This window comes from Paenibacillus sp. 2TAB23 (assembly GCF_052115165.1).
In the GTDB taxonomy this organism is placed as follows: Bacteria; Bacillota; Bacilli; order Paenibacillales; family Paenibacillaceae; genus Pristimantibacillus.
The window spans coordinates 160,132-181,813 of sequence record NZ_JBFRGD010000009.1 but is presented as its reverse complement, the minus strand read 5'-3'; the positions used below and the strand labels follow the sequence as shown (position 1 = coordinate 181,813).

The window sequence follows — 21,682 nt, the reverse complement described above, 5'->3', positions numbered from 1 at the left end:
CAATAGCTAATAAAAACCATATCGCAGTAAAAATCAGGACGAGAATTAAAGGGGGGTTGCGGCTTGAGGAACCGAAGACTAAAACGCATATCGCTCGCTGCACTGGCTATCAGCCTGATTATGCTCGTATATATCGGAAGACTGGCTTGGCTGCAATTAATGCCTGGGAGCGCTCCCGCAGCCGCGCTCTCGAACAAAACAAGCAGAGGCGGCTGGCAAAGGCTTTCTGTCCAGCAGCGGCAGCGCAATCTCGTGCTGGATTCCGGTCGCGGCGACTTTTATGATCGAAACGGGGCACCGTTAACAGGCGAGACCTATTCGTCTCTCGCAATGTTTCCGGTAAGAAATGATATAAGGGGAGAAGAAGCAGATTTAATCGCACTTAGCCGCATTTTGGACATCTCAAAGGAACAGCTGATGAACATGTGGGACGAAGTGCGGGAGCCCGTTTTCTGGAAAAAGGCGGGGGAGCTGCAGCCCTTGAGGCTGTCGCATGCGGAGGTAAGCAAGATTGAGCAATTAACGTTGAACGGCATTCGGGTACTGCCGTATCGCAATCGGTATTTGTCTGCTTTTCAGCCCAAGCATCTCATTGGATTTACGAGCGAGCACCCGGAGTGGCTGTTGGCCCATCAGGCTGCGGATTTGGAAGAAGGCAAACGCAAGCTGGCTGATCAGGTCGGCGGCTCAGGCTTGGAGAAATCGCTGGATAAGCTTCTGCATGGGCTTGGACCGACCTCGGTTTCTTATTTCATGGATGGACGAAATGCTCCCTTGCATGGCTTGGATGTGAGAATTACGCAGCCGAACAACCGTTATTACCCGCTGAAGGCGATGACGACAATCGATTTGCGGCTTCAAAACGAGATTGAGGAATATGTGGATGCGCATGGCCTGAAGGAGGGGGCTGTTGTCGTGCTGGATACACGGAACGCCGATATTGTGGCAATGGTATCGAGACCGCAGCTGAAGCCTGGACGATTCGCAACGGCGGATGGGACCGAGTGGGAGAATCATGCCGTAAAAGCTTTTGCGCCTGGCTCCGTTTTTAAGCTTGTAACGGAAGCTGCTGCACTTGAAGCAGGTGTTGCCAACCAGCATGAATCTTTCTACTGCAGCGGAGAATATGGCAAATACGGCTTATCCTGCTGGAAGGATGGCGGACATGGTCATGTGACGTTGCAGGAGGGATTGGCCCAATCATGCAATATTGTGTTTGCGACGATCGCTGAACGTCTGACGCCGGCTCAGTTGAAGCGCACCGCAGATGCACTGGGGATTGGGCAGCAGGCGGGCTGGCATCGTGAGCAGGCTTTTGGTCCATTCTCGGAGCCTCTGCGTTTGCTGGAGGAAGAAGAAAGCGGGCAGCTGTTTGCGGCTGCAAAGCGCTTAAGCACAGGTGGTGGGGAAGTGCAGGGGAGCGGAGAGTTGAATGAGGAGAATGGAGAGCGGGGAAGCGGGGAGCTAAGTGAGGGGAATGGAGAGCAGGGGGGCGGGAAGCTGAGAGAAGAGAATAGAGAGCGGAGAAGCGGGGAGCTAAGTGAGGGGAATGGAGAGCAAGGGGGCGGGAAGCTGAGAGAAGAGAATAGTGAGCGGAGAAGAGGAAAGCTAACTAAGGAGAATGTCGAGCAGGGAAGAGGGATGCTGAGAACGAAGAAAGTCGGGCAGGGAAGTGGAGGGCTGAGAGCTGGGAATGGCGAGAAGTATTCGGGGAAGCATAGCAGCAGCGCTTCCGATGCGGCTACCGAGCAAGCTGCGATGCTTGCTGCCGTAGACGGCGGTACGCTCGCGCAAAGCGGGCTTGGGCAGCGTGATGTAAGGATGTCGCCGCTACAAGCGGCTAATCTGATTGTAACGCTGCTGAACGACGGGCGCGTAATGGAGCCGCGCCTGCTCACGGAAATCCGCTATGCCAACGGCCAGCGGATGGTTAAGCTGCCCGCACAGCGGGCGCAAGCCCGTGGCCGGATTAAACCGGCCACGGCGCATGCGCTGCTGCGCGGCATGGCGGCGGTCGTCGACCATGGAACCGGTCGATCGATCCGCCAAGGGCTGTGGGCGGTTGCCGGCAAATCGGGCACCGCCGAAACAACGCGGGCCGGAATCGACCGCAACCATCAGTGGTTTGCGGGCTACGGCCCGGTCAAGAAGCCGCGCTACGCAATTGCTGTGCTTGTGGAAAACCAGCCGCCTGGAAGTTCGAACCAGGCGACACGACTGTTTCGCGGCGTTATGGACATCGCCGCCCGTTTATCTTCCACTGTTGAGTAGTATCGTTTATCTTGCATGGTTGAGTAGTATAAACGGCTTCGACGTCCTCTGCAAGAGGAGGGTATCCGTTTCTCGTAGAAATAGAAGAATACTTTATCATGTGTAACTAAAGTCTTATATTTTGACAAAGGGGATATTCCATCATCAAATGACTGTCTTATGGGACAGCTCCTTCCTTATGTTCACCTATCGAAATAATAATCCCGTTCCACCCTGCTGATGCGCAGAGCAAAGCTTTGGTACCATTCGCTCTTTCCTCTTTGCTGGGCAACCTGATGTGCGGCGTTGTCCTTCCATGCTTTAATGGAATCAAGTGACGCCCAGTACGATACGGTAATGCCTAGTGCTTCATCGCGTGCGGACTCGATACCCAAGTAACCGGTCTGCTGCGAAGCGAGCTCGACCATTTTGTCGGCCATAAGCCCATATCCTTTATCACCCTCGGTACGCTCGGAAGCAAAGATCACCGCATAATAAGGCGGCGTTGGCAATTTTGCAATGACGCTCATCTGATATTCCTCCTTATAAATAAATAACGATAACAATCTCGTTAGAAATGAAAACGAAGCCATGCTTCAGCAGAAAGCTCTTCATCCTGCTAAGGCATGACTTCAATTATTAAAGCGGACTAAACCTTTTTTGTCGGGTCCTCTTGTTTATCCAGTTTGTCGATACCGGGATTTGTCGGAGGTGTATCGAATTCCCCCAGCGGAGCACGAATCCAGCGATGGAAATAGCCTTGGTCATACAGCGCTTTAATCAGGATCATGAGGATCGGTGCAAGAATGACGCCGGCAATACCGAATAACGAAAGGGATACGATCATGAAAGCCAGCATCGTGAAGGCGGACACGCCTAAGGAGTCGCCCGTAATTTTGGGTTCAAGAATTTGGCGAGTCAGCACCACGACCAGGAATAGCGCCGATAGCCATATAGCCAGCGAAATTTTGCCGACGATGATCAAATAGATGATCCAAGGAATGAAGATCGTACCAACGCCAAGCAGCGGCAAAATATCGAAAATCGCGGATACCACTGCGATGACGAATGCATTGTCGACTTGGAGCAGCAGCAGTGCGGCCAAGATGACGACAAACGTGATGCCGATCATTTTGGCTTGCGCTTTGATGTAGAGCGCAATGCCTTTGAATACATTGTTGCGAAGGAAAAAGAAAGCAGATTTAAACGTATTTGGTGTTTTTTCCTCGGCAGTCTGCTTCCATGTCGTAATTTCGATGCTTAAGAAATAAGCTAATATAATCCCCACCACAAAATTGAATATGAAGGTGGAGAATGAAGAGACATAACCGACTACGCTGCGGAGCACGGTTTGTCCGAATTTCGCTAAGGTAGAGGACGCTCCTTCAATTAAATCTTTGGACCGCTGTACCAGATCGAGATCTGCTGTCGTTGTGCCGAAACGCTGCTGAAGCTCAACGGTAATGTTGGCGATTTGGCCAGCGAGAACTTTTTGATATTTGGGAAAATCATTGACAAGCTGGGTGCCTTGCTTCGTTAGCAGGTATGCTGCGCCCGAGAAGGCGGCTAGAATGATCAGGGTGAACACGAGTACAGATATGCCGGAGGCAATGGATTTCTTCATCCCCAGCTTGTTCAGCCGCCTTGCCAGCGGTTCAATGCACAAGAAAATAACGAAGGAGAAGAAAATGGGTGTGGCGATTCGGTACAAATAACTGAAAGAGTACATAATTAAGTAAACAGTGAGAGCGATGAGGGCGATGTCGAAAGCGGTTCGCCAATACTTTTTGTAAAAGGGCAACATAAGGGGAACTCCTTCTTTTTCCATATTCATATTTCCATAAAGATTGTACTATAGTTTTTAAAAAGATGCCTATTTTTTATTGCATTATGCTACAATTAAAGCTACTGTTGTTGTTTTGTACCGCTATTCATTCGTCGACTAAATCATATAACGGTGGGGAAAACAAAATGGAAAATTTGCTGTTATGGGGATTATACGTTGCAACCTTCTATGCGTTTCTTCCTGGACTAATTAGCCGTACATTTGGCTTTCGAGTTTTTAAGAAGGGTCTTGTAGAGAAAGAGATAGCCTTAACCTTCGATGACGGTCCAGACCCGGTTTACACGGCTCAGCTTCTCGACCTGCTTGCCCGTTACAATGCGAAGGCGACGTTTTTTATTGTGGGGTCGCACGCTGAAGGCCAGGAGCATCTGCTGCGTCGAATGAAGGATGAAGGGCATAATCTAGGTGTTCACAACTATGTGCACAAATCGAATTGGCTCATGCGTCCACGAACAGTGAAACGCCAGATTGAACGCACGCTAGACATTATCGAGCATGCGACAGGATCGCGTTCGGCTTATTATCGGCCGCCATGGGGAATCGTAAACGTATTCGACTATGCGAAATTCGGACATCTCCAAATCATATTATGGTCTGCCATGTTTGGAGATTGGCGCATGCGGCTCGGCTCTGAGCGGCTTAAGAAACGGATGATGAAGAAGCTTAAGCCAGGTGAGGTATTGCTGCTGCATGATTGCGGAATGACCTTCGGAGCAGACAAGGAAGCGCCCCTCAACATGCTTATTGCACTGGAAGGCTATTTGGAAGAAGGCGTGAAGCGAGGCTACCGATTCATAGCGATTGATGAAATGATCAAGCTGACAGAAGCAGCCAAATCGATGCATAGGTCTGTATGGAAAAAGGTGCTGGTTTCGCTTTGGCTGACGTGGGAGAGACTCTTCCACTTCCTATTCCGGCTTAAGACGGTTGGCAATGAAGCGGATGCCGCTTTTCACTACCGGGTTATTACTTACAATGGCGAGGATATCGCGTTCGCCGAGGGTGGGAATGTCGTCAAGGGAGACCGAGTAGCGGAGCTGCATTTCGATAACAAAATGCTCTCGAGTATCGCAGCAACGTCCAAATCGCCAGTTGCAACCGGCATTCGTATGCTCAGAGAGGTTGAACAAGCGCTTCCATTGCTTGCCAACCAGCTTGCCGCCGATTCGGATGCCAAGGATATTAAAGCGGTATATGGCGTGACGATGATTCATCGCGGTGCGGATCGCCTAGGCTTTGAGATCTTTCAACTGCCGGAGGGATTGTTCGCCAAATCCACGCGCGTTTACCTTCGCATATTGATTAAGGTGCTTACCAATACGAAGAAAACAGTCAAAAGCAATAAGAAAAAGGATGCAGTTTCACCGCGAATGCTTTTAATGCCCGTCACGACCGTTAGACGTTACGCAACAGAACAGCTTAATCGAATGCAAGATATCACTGAAGCTGTAGAGCGTTCTTTAAGTGCAGCTGCCGACGAAGCTGCGCAACTTGGTACGAAAACAACAGCCATATAAGACAACGAGGAATTGATTTTCGAATTTCTAACAGCCGCCAGGGTCATTCACCTTTGGTGGCTGTTTTTTATTGGTTTAAGCGAAAAGAGCCCTTTCAATTGAAGAAATCCGTTAGGTTTGCCTTTTGGTATGAAAAAGTTATGATTATAGCAGGAAATATCGGAGGAGGGGAACCCTTAATGGGGGAGTCAGCATCAGACGAACGGCTCATCCGATTAATTGCGGAACGAGATTCAGCCGCTTTGGAGCAGCTATATGACCGTTATGAGCGCCAGGTGTATGCTTTCGTATTTCGAATCGTTAGAGACGCGATGGCAGCCGAAGAGGTCGTGCAAGAATTGTTCATCCGGGTATGGAATTCTGCAGGCAGACTGCGAACGGATGAAGCAGCTGGGAAAATCAGCAGCTGGATCTTTACGATCGCACGGAACTTATCTATTGACTGGCTTAGAAAGCATGGAAGAAAACCGCTTGAGACGAAGGAGGAAGGGGCGCTTGAACGAGAGGCCGCTCCTTATTCGACGGAGCAGGAGGTTGAGCATAAAATGCTTGGCGAACAGATGAAAGAAGCGCTCGGTGAGTTGAATGAGGATCAGAAACAAGTTGTCGAACTTATTTATTTTATGGGTTATACGCAGCAAGAGGTTAGTCAAAGGCATGATATCCCGCTTGGGACGGTGAAGAGCAGGGTCAGGCTGGCACTGACTCAGTTGAGAAAGAAATTTGATTCGACGTGGAAGGAGGGGGCAAGTCCATGAGCAATAAGCATAATGTTAGCTGTGATGACGTTGAAATGTATGTGCTGGGCGGAATGGATGACGAGGACAAGCTGGCATTCGAAGCCCATTTGGCAAGCTGCGCAGCTTGCAGGAGTAAAATGGAGGAACTGACCGCATTATTTGGCATCATGCCGTTAACGGTGGAGCCTGTAGCCCCTCCTTCTGGGATGAAGGCGCGCATTCTTGCCGCAGTCGCAGAAGCGGATCGTGCAAGCTCGCAGGAAGCATCGTCCTCTTTATTGGAAAAAGAAAAAGAAAAAGAAAAAGAAAAAGAGATCATGCGCTCGGAAGTAAAACCAGTCATAGATATGCCTCCAGCGCAATCGTTGCCTAAGCAGAGAACAAAAAGCTGGACGACACCTTTGTTTGCTGGGGCGGCTGCCGCTCTGTTAGTGGTATCGGCAGTACTTTATCAACAGGTAGGTCGCTTACACGGCGATTCTGATAAGCTTGCCGCTCAGGTTCAGCAGCTGCAGCAGCAGCTGGCTGTGGCAGAGCAGCCGTCTTCAGGCATACAAGTCAATCATGTCGTGTCGCTTACACCAACCATACCGGATATCGTTGCGCAAGGACTAGCTACGATCGTTATGGATTCCAATGGGATGCATCTGATCGTACAAGCGGAGAATCTTCCTAAGCTTGCGAACGACGAAGCGTTTCAGGTTTGGCTGCTTAAGGAAGGAAAGCCAGTTAATGCAGGCACGTTCCTTACTTATGACGGCACGGGAGCACTCTATTATACGTTCAAGCCTGATGAATACGATCAGATTGCAATTACGCATGAGCCCGATGCAAAAGGCTTGCAGCCTCGCGGTGATATCGTGCTGGCAGGAAAGCTTGTCACCGGCTAGAATCGGCACGCCGCGAACATAAAAAAGGAATGCAGGCTGTTTCCAGCTTGCATTCCTTTTTGCATATAGGCTTATTACATTTTCATTACGCCGCCAGTGCTGGCGGAAGTAACAAGATGCGCGTAACGGGCCAAGTAGCCGCGTTTGATTTTGAGCTCGAAGCCTTTCCATTCGGAACGGCGTTTTTCGAATTCCTCGTCGCTGATGAGAAGATCCATCGTCCGGTTGTTCATGTCGATCTCAACGATATCACCATCTTGTACGAAAGCGATTGGACCGCCTTCGGCTGCTTCAGGTGAAGCGTGCCCGATGCTGATACCGCGTGATGCGCCTGAGAAACGACCGTCTGTTACGAGAGCAACTTTAGCGCCTAGACCCATACCAACGATTTGTGAGGTAGGAGCTAGCATTTCCGGCATACCAGGGCCGCCGCGCGGTCCTTCGTAACGAATTATGACAACATGGCCTTCTTTGATCTTGCCGTTCGCAATGCCGTGCAGCGCCTCGTCCTGGGAATCAAAGCAGATAGCAGGCCCTTTATGGTAGCCGCCTACCGATTTGTCTACTGCGCCGGTTTTGATGATCGCGCCGTTAGGAGCAAGGTTACCGAACAATACAGCTAGTCCGCCACGCGCGGTGTGCGGGTTATCAATCGTATGGATAACATCGGTATCCTGAATTTCACAGCCAATAACGTTCTCGCGCAGCGTTTTGCCTGTTACTGTCATAACATCACCGTGCAAAGCGCCTTCCTTTTTGAACAGCTCATTTAGAACTGCGCTTACGCCGCCTGCATTATGAACGTCCTCGATGTGGTAATCCGATGCTGGTGCGATTTTTGCAAGATGCGGTACGCGTTCAGCTACTTCGTTAATACGCTCAATCGGGTATTCGATGCCAGCTTCATGCGCGATTGCTAGCGTGTGAAGAACGGTGTTTGTTGAACCGCCCATTGCCATATCAAGTGCAAACGCGTTGTCAATGGTATCTTTCGTTACAATATCACGCGGTTTAATGCCGAGCTCGATAATTTTCATCAGCTGACGAGCCGCTTCTTTAACGAATTCTTTGCGTTCCGGAGCCACGGCAAGTATTGTACCGTTACCAGGCATAGCAAGTCCCATGCCTTCCGCCAAGCAGTTCATGGAGTTAGCCGTGAACATACCTGAGCAAGAGCCGCAAGTCGGACAGCCGAATTGTTCCAGCTCCATGAGCTGGTCATCGTTGATTTTGCCGGCTTGGTGAGCGCCTACGCCTTCAAATACGCTGGAAAGCGAGATGGAGCGACCGTCTGATGTTTTGCCGGCTTTCATCGGACCGCCACTAACGAGCATGGTCGGGATGTTGACGCGCAGCGCGCCCATGATCATGCCCGGTGTGATTTTGTCACAGTTCGGGATACAGACCATACCGTCGAACCAGTGCGCGTTAACTACGGTTTCGATGGAATCGGCAATGATCTCGCGGCTCGCGAGCGAGTAGCGCATGCCGATATGGCCCATTGCGATCCCGTCATCTACGCCAATCGTATTAAATTCGAATGGAACGCCGCCAGCTTCGCGGATTGCTTCCTTAACTAGCTTGCCGAACTCCTGTAAGTGGACGTGACCAGGAATAATATCAATATACGAGTTGCAAACCGCGATGAACGGTTTATCGAAATCTTCTTCTTTTACGCCTGCGGCACGCAGCAAGCTGCGATGCGGTGCGCGGTCGAATCCTTTTTTGATCATGTCTGAACGCATTCTTTTGGCCGCCATGTAAGTGCCCCCTATGTGCATAATAAAATAATAATACTCTCGATTTTATCACAACGGACAAGCGTTGGCTATATCGTGAGGAAGGCAGCAGGTTCCGGCATAGTTTAAGAAAACATTAAAAAAGCCTTAAACATTGTGATAATGCGCCAAAGCATGGGACATGCCTCGCAATATTCATGTATAGTATGCTCAAAGGACACAATGAGAAAACAACAACTGGCTGGAGGAGGCTGCTTCTTTATGGAAAGGCGCGTATTAATTGTCGACGACGAGCGAGAAATTGCTGATCTTATAGAGATTTATTTGAAAAATGAGGGCTTTTCCACAGAAAAAGCGTATGATGGCGAGCAAGCTTTGGCGGCTTATGCGAAAAATCCGTTTGATCTGGTCATTTTGGATATTATGATGCCGAACATGGACGGACTCGAAGCGACGCGCCGCTTACGGCGAGATCAGTCCGTGCCGATTCTCATGCTGAGTGCGAAGGCTGAGGATATGGATAAAATAATGGGACTCATGACCGGTGCGGACGATTACATGATCAAGCCGTTTAATCCGCTGGAGCTCATAGCCCGCGTTAGGTCGCTGCTACGGAGAACCTATCAATATGGAGCACAAACGGAAAACGGCATGGATTCGCGTTCGGAGAAAGAGCTTAGACTGGGGCCGCTCCGCATTGACAAGCTTAGCCATACTGCTGAGATCGATGGGAAACCGCTTCATTTGACGTCCACGGAGTTCGGCATCCTACATCTGCTCGCGAGCCAGCCGGGACGGGTATTCAGCGCGGAGGATATTTTTCAGCAGGTATGGAAAGAGAAATATTTCGATTCCAATAATACGGTAATGGTACATATCAGCAAGCTCAGGGATAAGCTGGAAAAGGAGCTTGGTGATAAAATGATCGTTACCGTGTGGGGGGTTGGCTACAAAATTGAAGGATAATATTGCCTTGAAGCTGGTCTTCCGTTCGATTCTGAACTTGATCGTGAGTGCATCGCTTGCCTTTATCACCGTGTTTTTCTTTATATTCGCTGGTATGTATCTCATTGACCGAATATCGGCCGTGAGGGATATATATCGCAATTTGTTTTCGATATTTACTGAAGCCGTCCTATTTGGCGGGACAGGGATTGTTTTGTTTTTTTTGTATTTTTTTATCCTGCAATGGCAACTGTTTCGAAATCTTAGTCAAATGAATCAGACGGTTCGCGGAATTGCCGAAGGAAGATACGAAATGGATTACCAGATCGAGGTGAGCAAGCGCAGCCTCTTCAGCCCAATGGCGTCTAATATCAATAATTTGGTTGGACGGTTGCACCACGCTCTTGACGACGAGCGGAAAGCCGAGCAGACCAAAAACGAGCTGATCACGAATGTATCGCATGATTTGCGTACGCCGCTCACCTCGGTGCTTGGCTATTTAGGTTTAATTGAGCAGGACCGGTATCGTGACGAGGTGGAACTGAGGCATTACGTGCAGATCGCCTATGACAAATCGCAGCGGCTGAATGTGCTCATTAATGATCTATTTGAATACACGAGAATGCGTCATGATACGTCAGGGCTTAAGCTGACAACGTTCAATTTAGTTGAGATGCTGGGACAGCTGCTCGTTCAATTCCGGCTGCCGCTGCAAGAAGCGGGCATGCAAAGCCGGCTTGTGTCGGATAAGGCTAGCGTTATGCTTGAAGGAGATCCGGCTAAGCTTGTGCGTGTTTTTGAAAACTTAATCTCCAATGCGATAAGTTATGGAAAAGAGGGCAAGCAGATTCTCGTCAAGACAAGCGCCGAGGATGGCGCGGCTATCGTTGAGGTAATCAATTTCGGCGAGCCGATCTCTTCGGTAGACTTGCCTTATCTTTTCGATCGTTTCTATAGAGTAGATAAATCTCGGACGCAGTGGGCAGGCGGTTCGGGACTCGGACTTGCGATTGCGAAGGGAATTATCCAGAAGCATGGCGGGACGATATCGGTATCAAGCGATCTCGAACAAACGTCATTCCGGGTATCCTTGCCGATTATTCATTAATATTTAAGCTTTTCTTATGGTTTGATTACGGTCTCCTTAAGCTGATGCTCCTATACTGATCGTATAGAACGTTAAGCGAGAGGGAGACAACGATGATGGCAGAGAGAACGTACAAAAATAATTCTAACGCAGCTGCTAAGCTATTAGTGGTTGCCGTCGCTTTAATAGCTTGTACCATGTACTTCATATCCTTAAAAGGCAAGCCGGCTGTGTCCGATCTTACGCTCGAAGCCAGCTCGGCCATATTGATCGACCTTCAGACCGGCAAGGTCATCTATGAGAAAAATGCCAATGTACCGCTTCCTCCAGCAAGCATGTCCAAGCTTATGACAGAGCTTCTCGTATTGGATATGGTGAATGAAGGCAAGCTTGTGTGGAGGGATCGCATAACGACAAGCTCGTACGCGGCTGGGGTGCCAGGCTCTCAAATCGGCTTCAGTGCAGGGGAAAGCTATACGGTCAGGGAGCTGTTTGAAGCAATGGCGGTCCATTCAGCCAACGATGCTGCTGTAGCGTTGGCTGAGCATATTGCGGGTAGCGAAGCTGCTTTTACCGTGCTGATGAATAACAGAGCGGAAAAGCTCGGGTTATCCGGCCTAACGGTGTTTGCCAATGCGACAGGCTTAAGCGCGGAGGATCTGCTTCCTTTCGAAGAAGCTTCCAATCAAGGGGATACCGTCATGACAGCCAAAGATACGGCTTTACTAGCCGGATATCTATTGAAAAAGTATCCCGAGGTATTGGAGGTTTCGAGTCGGAGCAGCGTTAAGCTTGCAAGCACGTCGCAGAAGCTGCAGACGACGAATTTAATGCTGAACGGCATGCCCTACGCTTTCCCCGGAAATGATGGATTAAAGACAGGCTACACCGTTCAAGCCGGCTATTGCTTTACAGGAACAGCGAAGCAGGCGGATAGGCGCCTAGTGTCGGTGATTATGGGAGCGCGTACGCCTGAGCAGCGATTTACAGAGACGAGCTTATTGTTTGACTATGGCTTTCAAACCGATGGTCTGGTGAGCTTGATCGGTCACATTCAAAGCAAGCTAGGTATTCAGACAGGGTAGCGCTTAATCAACAATAGGTTGAATGGGTTGAATGTTGTCGTGAAATGTCGATAATTCACATACGAATAATAGTGTAAGCGTGATGTTAAATCTAGCGTAGCCCGAAAGGGTTATTCTAGATTTATTTTGTTTTAATGTCATAAAAACTAACGCAAGGTGATTTACTATCCATAATTTGCTGTCTATAATGGAAGTATTATGGATGAAGAGGTGAAGACATGCAGTTGACTGAACGTGAGAAAGAAAAGCTGCTCATTACCATTGCGGCTGATTTGGCAAGGCGGCGGATGAATCGCGGCGTAAAGCTTAATTATCCGGAGAGCGTCGCACTCATCACTTCGGAAATAATGGAAGGTGCCCGGGACGGGATGACCGTTGCGGCGCTTATGGAATTTGGAACGCAAATATTAAAGGCGGAGCAGGTTATGCCAGGCATTCCGCAAATGATACATGAGGTTCAGGTGGAAGCGACTTTCCCGGACGGAACGAAGCTTGTTACGATCCATGATCCGATTACGAGCTAGCGATACTTAGATGCGAGAGGAGCACAGTTGCATATGATTCCTGGAGAGTATCGAACGGCTGCAGGCGATATTGAATTGAATGCCGGACGCAATACGGCGAAGCTTATCATAGTGAATACAGGTGACCGCCCAGTGCAGGTAGGCTCTCATTTTCATTTTTTTGAAGTGAACCGTGCATTGAAGTTCGATCGTGAAGCTGCCTTTGGCATGAGGCTTCATATCGCGGCAGGTACGGCGGTCAGGTTTGAGCCAGGCGAAGAGAAACCGGTAACGCTTGTTGAGCTTGGCGGCGCCAAGCTTAGCTTTGGATTAAACGGCCTTAGCCAAGGAAAAGCGGTGAATGGCGCGATGCCAGCTGAGGTTCGCGAGCGTTTGAAGGCTTGGGAAGGTGGCGGAGCATGACTAGAATGGATCGCAAAAGCTATGCGGCTATGTTCGGCCCGACGACGGGAGATGCGGTGCGACTCGCGGATACGGAGCTTTGGGCGGAGATTGAGCATGACTATACGGTGTATGGCGATGAATGCAAGTTCGGCGGCGGCAAAGTAATCCGTGACGGCATGGGGCAATCAAGCGGTGCGCTGCGGGGTGAAGGCGTGCTGGATACGTTAATTACGAATGCAGTCATTATCGATCATTCCGGTATTGTGAAAGCGGATATTGGGATTAAAGACGGTTATATCGTCGGTATTGGGAAAGCAGGGAATCCGGATATCATGGACGGCGTACATCCTAATATGATCGTTGGCGCAAGCACAGAGGTTATTGCCGGCGAAGGCAAAATCGTAACGGCAGGCGCCATTGATTCGCATATTCATTTTATATGCCCGCAGCAAATTGAAACGGCGCTATCCTCAGGCGTGACGACAATGATCGGCGGCGGCACGGGTCCTGCTACGGGCACCAATGCTACGACCGTTACGCCAGGCGCATGGCATATGCGGCGTATGCTGGAGGCCGCGGAGCATTTTCCGATGAACATCGGTTATACGGGCAAAGGCAATGCTTCGTTCACGGCCCCGCTTATCGAGCAGATCGAGGCAGGCGCAATCGGGCTCAAGCTGCATGAGGATTGGGGGACTACGCCGGCTGCGATCGATGCCTGCCTGCAGGCGGCGGATCAATATGACGTGCAGGTCGCCATACATAGCGACACGTTAAATGAAGCTGGATTTGTGGAAGATACGCTTGCGGCAATCGGCGGGCGGACGATCCATACCTATCATACCGAAGGCGCGGGCGGCGGGCATGCTCCGGATATTATTATTGCAGCTGGCGAGCTGAACGTGCTGCCTTCTTCGACGAATCCGACGCGCCCGTTCACGATCAACACGATCGAGGAGCATTTGGACATGCTGATGGTTTGCCATCACCTTGACAGCAGCATCCCGGAGGATGTCGCTTTCGCGGATTCACGAATTAGGCCGGAGACGATAGCTGCCGAGGATATATTGCATGATATGGGCGTGTTCAGCATGATCAGCTCCGATTCGCAGGCGATGGGACGTGTCGGCGAGGTCATCATCCGCACTTGGCAGACGGCTGACAAAATGAAAAAACAACGAGGGCCGCTGCTGCCGGATCAAGAGCAAAACGATAATTACCGTATTAAACGGTACATTGCCAAGTATACGATCAATCCTGCGATTACACACGGCGTATCGCATCTCGTAGGCTCGCTGGAAGCAGGCAAATTCGCCGACCTTGTCATTTGGAGCCCGATGTTTTTTGGCGTCAAACCTGATTTGGTGCTGAAGGGCGGCAGCATTGCCTTTGCGCAAATGGGAGACCCGAATGCTTCTATCCCGACGCCGCAGCCCGTATTTGGCAGACCGATGTTCGCGTCTTTCGGCAAGCTCGTATTCAATAGCTCGATTACGTTCGTATCGCAGGCTGCTTACGACCGCGGCATAGCAGCGGAGCTTGGGCTCCAGAAGCGTATTGAGCCGGTTAAAGGCTGCCGCACGGTTACGAAGAAGGATATGATCCATAATGACGCGACGCCGAAGCTTGAGGTGGACGCTGAAACCTACCATGTAATGGTGGACGGAGAGCATATCACTTGCGAGCCGGCTGAGGTGCTGCCTATGGCTCAGCGTTACTTCTTATTCTAAATCAGGAACGGTACCGCATCGGTAGCTAGGAAGGGCTGACAGTCATGAATGAAAGCGTGAAATGGCTGGCTATGCAGCAGCTGCTTGACTCTGCGCTCCCCATTGGAGGATTCTCTCATTCCTTTGGACTTGAGTCGATGGTCCAAGACGGCAGAATGAACCGATCAGGCCAATTGTATGCATATGCCGCGGCCATGCTGCTGCAAAGCTGGGCTAGCTCGGATGCGATGATTATTAAAGCGGTATATCGCGATGCGCCGACAGCGGATTGGGAGCGGCTATGGTCAGTTGAAAGGCTTGTCCATTTGCAGAGGGTCGCTTCGGAAACCCGCAGCGGAGTGGAGAAGATGGGCCGGAGACTGCTTCAGCTGGCATCCGCCATCCATCCGCAGCTGGATTGGTCGCCGCTTGCAGACGCGCTGCGGGCGGGGGCATGCTTCGCTTCCCATCCGCTGTCCCACGGCTATGCGTGCTGGCTGCTTGATATCTCCGAGGAGCGGGCCATTCAGGGCTATTTCTACACTTGCATTGTTACGTGTATGAACAGCGCGCTGAGGCTCATGTCGATGGGACAAACAGAAGGCCAGTTCCTTATCGCGAAGCTGACTCCGCTTACGGAGGAAGCGATGAAAATCGTGGAGAAGCTTGCGCCGGAAGAGGCGTACTCGAATATGCCGATGGCCGAGCTTGCCATGATGAGGCATGAGCGATTGTATTCAAGGTTATTTATGTCTTGATCATTATAAACATCCAAATGGAGGAATGAACTATGTGCCAAGGACAAGGACATACGCATCAGGAATGGGAAAGCCCGGCAATCGACGCATCAAGGCCAATTCGTATCGGCATCGGCGGCCCGGTCGGGTCCGGCAAGACCGCGCTCGTGGAAAGACTTACGCGTGAGCTGCATACCCAATACAGTGTTGCCGTTATTACGAATGATATTTACACAAAGGAAGACGCGAAAATTTTGTTCAATACAGGCGTGCTGCCCGAGGAACGCATTATTGGCGTAGAAACGGGCGGCTGCCCGCACACGGCGATCCGCGAGGATGCTTCGATGAATTTCGAGGCGATCGAGGAGCTTGAGCGGCGCTTCGACCATCTTGATCTTATCTTTATCGAGAGCGGCGGCGATAACTTGGCGGCAGCGTTCAGCCCGGAGCTCGTTGACCGTTTTATTTATATTATCGATGTGGCGCAAGGAGAGAAAATTCCGCGTAAAGGCGGCCCTGGCATTATGCGCTCCGATTTGCTCGTGATCAACAAGATCGATTTGGCGCCTTATGTTGGAGCGAGCCTTGAAGTCATGGAGGCGGATACGTTGAAAATGCGCGGAGAGCGTCCCTTCGTATTTTCGAACCTGTTCGGCGGCGACGGCGTGGACGAGATCGTAAGCTGGCTGACGCATGAGGTCGCCCATGCCCGTGGGACGGAGCATTCCCATGTCATTCAACTGACGGCCATACCCGCTGAGCAGCGTCATACTGCAACTTAGATGGAGCTTGCCAATCAACAGCCGCGCACTATAGCTATAGACGGGGAAGCCGTTAACAGAACGTCTGTGCTTCGTGCTGCCTTTGCTACTCGCTTAGGCCGCACGGTTGTCGAGACTAAATTCCATACCGCTCCTATCAAAATCGCAAAAGCATTTCCTTTGGAGGGACAGCTGGGCATCATCGTCATGGATGTATCCCCAGGACTCCTGAGCGGTGACCGCTATGATCTGGAGTGGGCATGCGGCGAATCATCGCATGTGATGATTACCAATCAATCCTATACCAAAGTGCATCCGAGCAAAGCATCGGAGGATTCCTCTATGCAGCAGACATTCAAGCTTGCGGAGAATGCCATTGTTGAGCATATGCCGGAACCGGTCATGCTTTATAAGGATGCTGCATTTCGGAATGACACACGCGTTAATCTGAGTCAGGGCGCCGTCTGGCTGCAAGCAGAGGTGCTTTGCCCAGGACGATCCTTGCGAGGGGAGCGTTTTGACTACCGATCCTATCGAAATACCATTTCAGTTTATTACGGCGATGAGCTTATTTTTTTCCAGCGCCAGCAGATCGAGCCCGAGAGACATGCGTTAGCGGCGGCGGGGTGCTGGGAAGAGCTTACCCACTCAGCCGCCTTTTACGTTTTCTCAGATCGTTTGAACAGTTCACACCTAGAGCTGCTGCAGCAAAAGCTGGATAGCTTTGTTTCTCCCGAAGGACACAGCATCGTATCAGGAGCGTCTCTGACGCATCGCTTCGGGATTGCCGTGTCTGCCATGTCTACCGCTGCTTGGCCGCTTCAGCAGCTTATGAGGGAGCTGTGGGAGGTTGTGAGGGCCAGCATGCTAGGGAAGCAGCCGCTGCGGTTTCTGCAAGGTTACTAGAGCAAGCGGGCATCCATCCCTCACACGGAAGGCCAATCCGAATTTTGAGGATTGGCCTTTTTGAGCAAGTTAGCTGCGGTTTGTTGAATGTCTCGTCTTTACGCGGCAATGCTCGTATATGAGGGCTTCATTCATGCCTTTTTGAGAAAAGAAGTTACTTAATCACGTTGTGGAACGTTATACTATAGGGAGTTGAGTATATTTGAAATATAGTATGAAAGAATAGGCTGGTGATCGTTTGGAAGCTTCAAGTGCGGAACGGCTTGAACTGATGAGGAAGTTAGATGAATCCTTTCGTCAAGTACGGAGGCAGATAAATACGGAATGGAATACCTATAACGTTCACGGTCTTGGGATGACCCATGGCAGAATGCTCACCATACTCTCGCAATCGGGCCCGCAGAAGGCTTCGGCTTTGGCTGAGCAGCTTTTAATTACGAGCGGAGGCGTAACGGGTATTGCGGACAGGCTGATTGAGCTTGGTTACGTGAAACGGGAACGCGGCGAGAAAGATCGCCGAGTGGTTATGCTTGAGATCACAGAGGATGGCTCAAACATCGTCAAGCTTATCGAGACGCTCCGTTCAAAGATTATGCATAAGCTTTTTGATGGCATGTCGGAAGCGGATATGGAGCAAGGTGTCCAGCTTTTTGAAACGATGAGCAGAAATATGGAAACGGATGTTACAAATTCGTGACTATTTTCATATTTCATTATTATTGCGATGATAATTAGTGTAGAATAAACTAGAAATTTGTCGAAATGAAATAGGTTGACAAATTCCGATAAAACAACTAGGATTAAAAGGAATTAATACATCTAATGGTTTAGGGGAGATTACGATGAAGAAGGCATTTGCAGTAGCACTATCGTTGTTTCTAATGGTTGCGATTGTCGCAGCTTGCGGATCCAACAAAAACGATGCAGGAAACGCAGCGAATAACAGCGCAGCGACGAATAACACGGCTGGCGATAAAGCGGACAAGAAAAAAATCGCGCTTGTGCTGCCTGAAAAAATCGGCGTAAACAAATTTTTTGTATTAATGGATGAAGGCTTCAAAAAAGCGGGCGAAGAATTCGGCGCTGAAGTTAAAACGATCGAATCGACTGACCCTGCCGGCTTCGAGCAAAACCTCCGTGCAACGGTTGCAGAAGATTATGACTTGATTATTACAGCTACTTTCCAAGCTGAGGATGCTTTGAAGAAGGTTGCTGCCGAGAATCCGGACAAGTCGTTCGCGGTTATCGATACTGTTGTAGATCTTCCGAACGTTCGCAGCGTTAACTTCCGCGAGCATGAAGCATCTTATCTAATGGGCGCACTTGCTGGCCTAGCTACTAAAACAAATATTGTAGGCGCAGTGGTTGCAATGGACGCGCCGCTGCTTAGCAAATATACTTCAGGCTTTGAGCAAGGCTTGAAAAGCACAAATCCAGACGCACAATTTCTTATTAACTACGTAGGCAGCTTCACGGACCCGGTTAAAGGGAAAGAGCTTGCATTGCTTCAACAATCCAAAGGTGCTGACTTCATCGCAGGCATGGCTGCAGTAGGCGATAACGGCGTTTTCGAAGCAGCGAAGGAAAAAGGCTTCTTCACTTCCGGACAAGATACAGACCGTACGGAAGAAGATCCAGAGCATATCGTTCTCTCGCAACTGAAAGGTACGGATGCAGTAGCATACGAAACGGTTAAAAGCTTCGTAGACGGCACTTTCGCATTCGGCGTAGCCGACTATGGATTGAAAGAGGACGGCGTAGGCCTTACTTTTGTAACAAGAGACAGCACTTCTACACTTAGCCCGTTCATCGGCCAAGAGAACGTTGATAAAGTTAAGACGATTGCAGAAGATATTAAATCTGGTAAAATCGTAGTAGTTAACCCGCTCGCTCAATAGAATTACTGGCCGGCTGCTACCCATGCAGCCGGTTTGCTCGTTGCTTGGAAGCTTCCTCCAGTTTGGAGGAAGCGGTTTTTTTGTTTAAACGCCTATGGCAGGAAAGGGGAGGATCATGAGTATGTTGCTGCAAATGGACAGCATTACGAAATCGTATGGCAGCGTAACCGCAAATAGCCAGGTGCAGTTCTCGCTCAACCGCGGAGAAATTCATGCCTTGGTCGGGGAGAACGGCGCCGGCAAGACAACACTGATGCGCATTTTATACGGAATGGAAAGCCCGACAAGCGGCGAGATCCTTCTTGACGGGAAGGCGGTTTCGTTCGCAAGTCCTGCTGACGCGATCAAGCATAGAATCGGCATGGTCCACCAGCATTTCATGCTATTTCCAACGTTTACGATTGCAGAAAATATCGTTATCGGACGGGAGCCGTCCAAAGCAATAGGCTTTGACCGTAAAGCGGCAGCCGCTGAAACAGAGCGGATAGGCAAGCTTTACGGCATGCCTGTCGATCCATGGAAGAAGGTAGCTGACTGCTCGCTTGGCATGCAGCAGCGCGTTGAAATTTTAAAGGTGCTGTACCAAGGCGCCGAGGTTATTATTCTGGATGAGCCGACAGGCGTGCTTACTCCGCTTGAAGTGAAGGAGCTCCTTGTAGCGATTAAAGGATTAGCCGCGCAAGGCAAAAGCTTCGTGCTGATTAGCCACAAGCTGCAGGAAATTATGGAGGTTGCGGACCGGGTTACCGTCCTTCGCGATGGCAAGGTTACGGGAACCGTGGATGCAAAGGACACGAATGCGGAAGATCTCTCGCGGCTCATGGTTGGCCGGGATTTGATACATATATCGCGTAATGAAGCGTTCAGAGGCAAAAAGGTGCTGGAGGTTGCTGGACTGTCGATAAAGGGAGTCAAGACGAAGCCGCTTCTCAAGGATGTTAGTTTACATGTTGATGAGGGCGAGATCGTGGGTATCGCAGGTATTTCCGGCAATGGGCAATCAGAGCTCATTCAAGCGATTTCCGGTCTTATGAAAACCGATCATGGCCTCATCAAACTGCTTGGACAGGATGTGACTGGCGCCTCTGTCGGAGCTATTCGCGAGCGAGGACTCGCCCACATCCCAGAGGACCGTTATCAATGGGGCGTCGCAAAGGATGCGACTGTAACGGAAAACGGCTTAATGGGTCATACTGGCAGGCATCAAAAGCTGGGTATTCTAAATGGCTCAGGTATTCGCGGAATGGTGAGTGAATGGGTGGCGCGATTCGGAATCAAGACAGGCTCGTTATCGACCAAAGCGCAGTTCCTCTCCGGAGGGAATTTGCAGAAGCTTATTGTCGCAAGGGAGCTTGCCCAGCATTCGCCGTTTCTGATCGCTGCAGAGCCTACCCGGGGAGTGGATGTCGGTGCTATGGAAATCATTCACGGCGAGCTGCTCAAGAAAAGAGATGAAAAAGGAGCGATACTGCTCATTTCATCAGAGCTAACCGAGATTTTGAAGCTCTCTGATCGTATTTTGGTCATGTATGAAGGACAAATCGTCGGCGAGCTTGATGCGGAATCGGCCACGGAGGAACAGATCAGTTTGTTAATGGCGGGAGGAAAAGCAGTTGGATAAGCTGGTACAATTCGGACGATCGCTGCTGCAGCCGCTGCTTGCTGTCATTGTTGGTCTGGCTGCGGGTGCGATTGCCATCGTCATCGTAGGCGGCTCGGTCATGGAGACCTATGCTGAAATGTGGAAAGGCGCTTTCGGCAGCTTTTACTTTTTGACGAATACGTTAAGTCGGGCGACACCTATTATACTGATTGGCCTTGGAGTTGCACTTGCGTTTCGAGCTGGGTTTTTCAATATGGGCTCAGAGGGTCAAATGGTGCTTGGCGCGCTAAGCGCCGCGGTAACGGCAATCTACTTACCCGGTTCTGGCTTGGTCAAGCTAATTGCAGCTATTATTGCCGGTATTATCGCCGGAGGAATATGGTCAGCTTTTGCAGGTTGGCTGGATGCCAGATTCCGAATGAATTTATTGATTACGACGCTTCTGCTTAACTATATTGCCACTTTGTTCGCCGGATATATGGTGTCTTATCCGCTCAAAGACCGGACTGGCTCAGCCGCAATGGCGCAGACGGTCATGCTTGATCAAAGCGTTTGGCTTCCTAAGCTCTTCAAGGGAATGAGTCTCCATGCCGGCTTCATACTGGCTGTAGTCGGAGCAATCCTGCTATTCCTATTCATGCGCTATACGGTGAAGGGCTATGAGATTCGTATGCTGGGCGGGAACCCGTTGTTCGCAAGCTATGGCGGTGTACAGCGCGGCAAGATGATGCTGATCAGCATGTTCGTAAGCGGAGGGTTCGCAGGCCTTGCCGGCTCCGTTGAGGTGCTTGGCACGCAGTATCGTTATTTGGACGGTGCCTTGACCTCGCCAGGCTATGCTTGGTCAGGAATCATGGCGACGCTGCTAGCGGGATCCCATCCGCTCGGAACTGCGGTGGCTGCGATACTGCTGGCCGCTTTGCAAACCGGCGGCATGGGGATGGAGCGCAACACGGAGGTTCCGCTCGAAGTATCGAGTATAATCCAAGCGGTACTCATCTTATTCGTGTCTGCCAAATTCACGTATTCGTTTATTAAACGCAAGAAGGCGAGGTCATAAG

20 protein-coding genes are annotated in these 21,682 nt (G+C 50.3%); 17 read left to right on the top strand and 3 right to left on the bottom strand.

Annotated elements, in window-relative coordinates; genetic code table 11:
* Positions 1 to 63: 63 nt before the first annotated feature.
* The gene (locus tag AB4Z29_RS15180) at positions 64 to 2,271 is read left to right on the top strand and encodes a penicillin-binding transpeptidase domain-containing protein (protein ID WP_441943885.1); all 2,208 of its coding nucleotides are present in this window, start codon (positions 64 to 66) and stop codon (positions 2,269 to 2,271) included.
* 182 nt (positions 2,272 to 2,453) lie between these two features.
* On the opposite strand, the gene AB4Z29_RS15175 is transcribed toward AB4Z29_RS15180, so the two are convergent.
* Together AB4Z29_RS15175 and AB4Z29_RS15170 are read right to left on the bottom strand one after the other, a co-directional pair.
* The gene (locus AB4Z29_RS15175) at positions 2,454 to 2,780 is read right to left on the bottom strand and encodes an antibiotic biosynthesis monooxygenase family protein (protein ID WP_441943884.1); all 327 of its coding nucleotides are present in this window, start codon (positions 2,778 to 2,780) and stop codon (positions 2,454 to 2,456) included.
* Between the two features lie 119 nt (positions 2,781 to 2,899).
* Positions 2,900 to 4,054, bottom strand: coding sequence for an AI-2E family transporter (locus AB4Z29_RS15170; RefSeq protein ID WP_441943883.1), 1,155 nt, complete (start codon positions 4,052 to 4,054; stop codon positions 2,900 to 2,902).
* A gap of 167 nt (positions 4,055 to 4,221) precedes the next feature.
* Here AB4Z29_RS15170 and AB4Z29_RS15165 point away from each other — a divergent pair, with 167 nt between their 5' ends.
* The 3 genes from AB4Z29_RS15165 (at position 4,222) to AB4Z29_RS15155 (ending at position 7,243) form a co-directional block, all read left to right on the top strand.
* A complete protein-coding gene (locus AB4Z29_RS15165) occupies positions 4,222 to 5,613 on the top strand; it encodes a polysaccharide deacetylase family protein (RefSeq protein ID WP_441943882.1) in 1,392 nt (463 codons plus the stop codon).
* 179 nt (positions 5,614 to 5,792) lie between these two features.
* Positions 5,793 to 6,371 carry an RNA polymerase sigma factor gene (locus AB4Z29_RS15160; RefSeq protein ID WP_441943881.1) on the top strand — a complete coding sequence of 193 codons (579 nt, stop codon included), beginning with the start codon at positions 5,793 to 5,795 and terminating at the stop codon, positions 6,369 to 6,371.
* Positions 6,368 to 7,243, top strand: a complete 876-nt coding sequence (locus AB4Z29_RS15155; RefSeq protein ID WP_441943880.1) for an anti-sigma factor domain-containing protein — start codon at positions 6,368 to 6,370, stop codon at positions 7,241 to 7,243. Before AB4Z29_RS15160 ends, AB4Z29_RS15155 begins: the two co-directional genes overlap by 4 nt.
* A 74-nt stretch (positions 7,244 to 7,317) precedes the next feature.
* Here AB4Z29_RS15155 and ilvD read toward each other — a convergent pair whose 3' ends face one another.
* Entirely contained in the window at positions 7,318 to 9,003 is a 1,686-nt protein-coding gene (gene ilvD, locus AB4Z29_RS15150; protein ID WP_441943879.1) for a dihydroxy-acid dehydratase, read from the bottom strand.
* 240 nt (positions 9,004 to 9,243) lie between these two features.
* On the opposite strand from ilvD, the gene AB4Z29_RS15145 reads away from it, so the two are divergent.
* The 13 genes from AB4Z29_RS15145 (at position 9,244) to AB4Z29_RS15085 (ending at position 21,681) form a co-directional block, all read left to right on the top strand.
* Positions 9,244 to 9,948, top strand: coding sequence for a response regulator transcription factor (locus AB4Z29_RS15145; RefSeq protein ID WP_441943878.1), 705 nt, complete (start codon positions 9,244 to 9,246; stop codon positions 9,946 to 9,948).
* Entirely contained in the window at positions 9,926 to 11,035 is a 1,110-nt protein-coding gene (locus AB4Z29_RS15140) for a sensor histidine kinase (protein WP_441943877.1), read from the top strand. The genes AB4Z29_RS15145 and AB4Z29_RS15140 overlap by 23 nt, the downstream gene beginning before the upstream one ends.
* Positions 11,036 to 11,127: 92 nt before the next feature.
* Positions 11,128 to 12,099, top strand: a complete 972-nt coding sequence (locus AB4Z29_RS15135; RefSeq protein WP_441943876.1) for a D-alanyl-D-alanine carboxypeptidase family protein — start codon at positions 11,128 to 11,130, stop codon at positions 12,097 to 12,099.
* Between the two features lie 218 nt (positions 12,100 to 12,317).
* The gene (locus tag AB4Z29_RS15130; RefSeq protein ID WP_441943875.1) at positions 12,318 to 12,623 is read left to right on the top strand and encodes an urease subunit gamma; all 306 of its coding nucleotides are present in this window, start codon (positions 12,318 to 12,320) and stop codon (positions 12,621 to 12,623) included.
* Between the two features lie 33 nt (positions 12,624 to 12,656).
* On the top strand, positions 12,657 to 13,025 hold the full coding sequence (locus AB4Z29_RS15125; protein ID WP_441943874.1) for an urease subunit beta: 369 nt from the start codon (positions 12,657 to 12,659) through the stop codon (positions 13,023 to 13,025).
* Positions 13,022 to 14,737: an urease subunit alpha gene (gene ureC, locus AB4Z29_RS15120; protein ID WP_441943873.1), complete on the top strand. Its 1,716-nt coding sequence runs from the start codon at positions 13,022 to 13,024 to the stop codon at positions 14,735 to 14,737. Before AB4Z29_RS15125 ends, ureC begins: the two co-directional genes overlap by 4 nt.
* 44 nt (positions 14,738 to 14,781) lie before the next feature.
* Positions 14,782 to 15,474: an urease accessory protein UreF gene (locus AB4Z29_RS15115; RefSeq protein ID WP_441943872.1), complete on the top strand. Its 693-nt coding sequence runs from the start codon at positions 14,782 to 14,784 to the stop codon at positions 15,472 to 15,474.
* A 32-nt stretch (positions 15,475 to 15,506) separates the two neighbouring features.
* Positions 15,507 to 16,235: an urease accessory protein UreG gene (gene ureG, locus AB4Z29_RS15110; protein WP_441943871.1), complete on the top strand. Its 729-nt coding sequence runs from the start codon at positions 15,507 to 15,509 to the stop codon at positions 16,233 to 16,235.
* Positions 16,236 to 17,120, top strand: a complete 885-nt coding sequence (locus tag AB4Z29_RS15105; RefSeq protein ID WP_441943870.1) for an urease accessory protein UreD — start codon at positions 16,236 to 16,238, stop codon at positions 17,118 to 17,120.
* A 238-nt stretch (positions 17,121 to 17,358) separates the two neighbouring features.
* Entirely contained in the window at positions 17,359 to 17,817 is a 459-nt protein-coding gene (locus AB4Z29_RS15100; RefSeq protein ID WP_441943869.1) for a MarR family winged helix-turn-helix transcriptional regulator, read from the top strand.
* Positions 17,818 to 17,962: 145 nt separating this feature from the next.
* A complete protein-coding gene (locus tag AB4Z29_RS15095) occupies positions 17,963 to 19,018 on the top strand; it encodes a BMP family lipoprotein (RefSeq protein WP_441943868.1) in 1,056 nt (351 codons plus the stop codon).
* Positions 19,019 to 19,139: 121 nt separating this feature from the next.
* Complete coding sequence (locus AB4Z29_RS15090) at positions 19,140 to 20,639, top strand: ABC transporter ATP-binding protein (RefSeq protein WP_441943867.1); 1,500 nt, start codon at positions 19,140 to 19,142, stop codon at positions 20,637 to 20,639.
* Entirely contained in the window at positions 20,632 to 21,681 is a 1,050-nt protein-coding gene (locus AB4Z29_RS15085) for an ABC transporter permease (protein ID WP_441943866.1), read from the top strand. Before AB4Z29_RS15090 ends, AB4Z29_RS15085 begins: the two co-directional genes overlap by 8 nt.
* The last annotated feature ends 1 nt before the right edge of the window (position 21,682 follow it).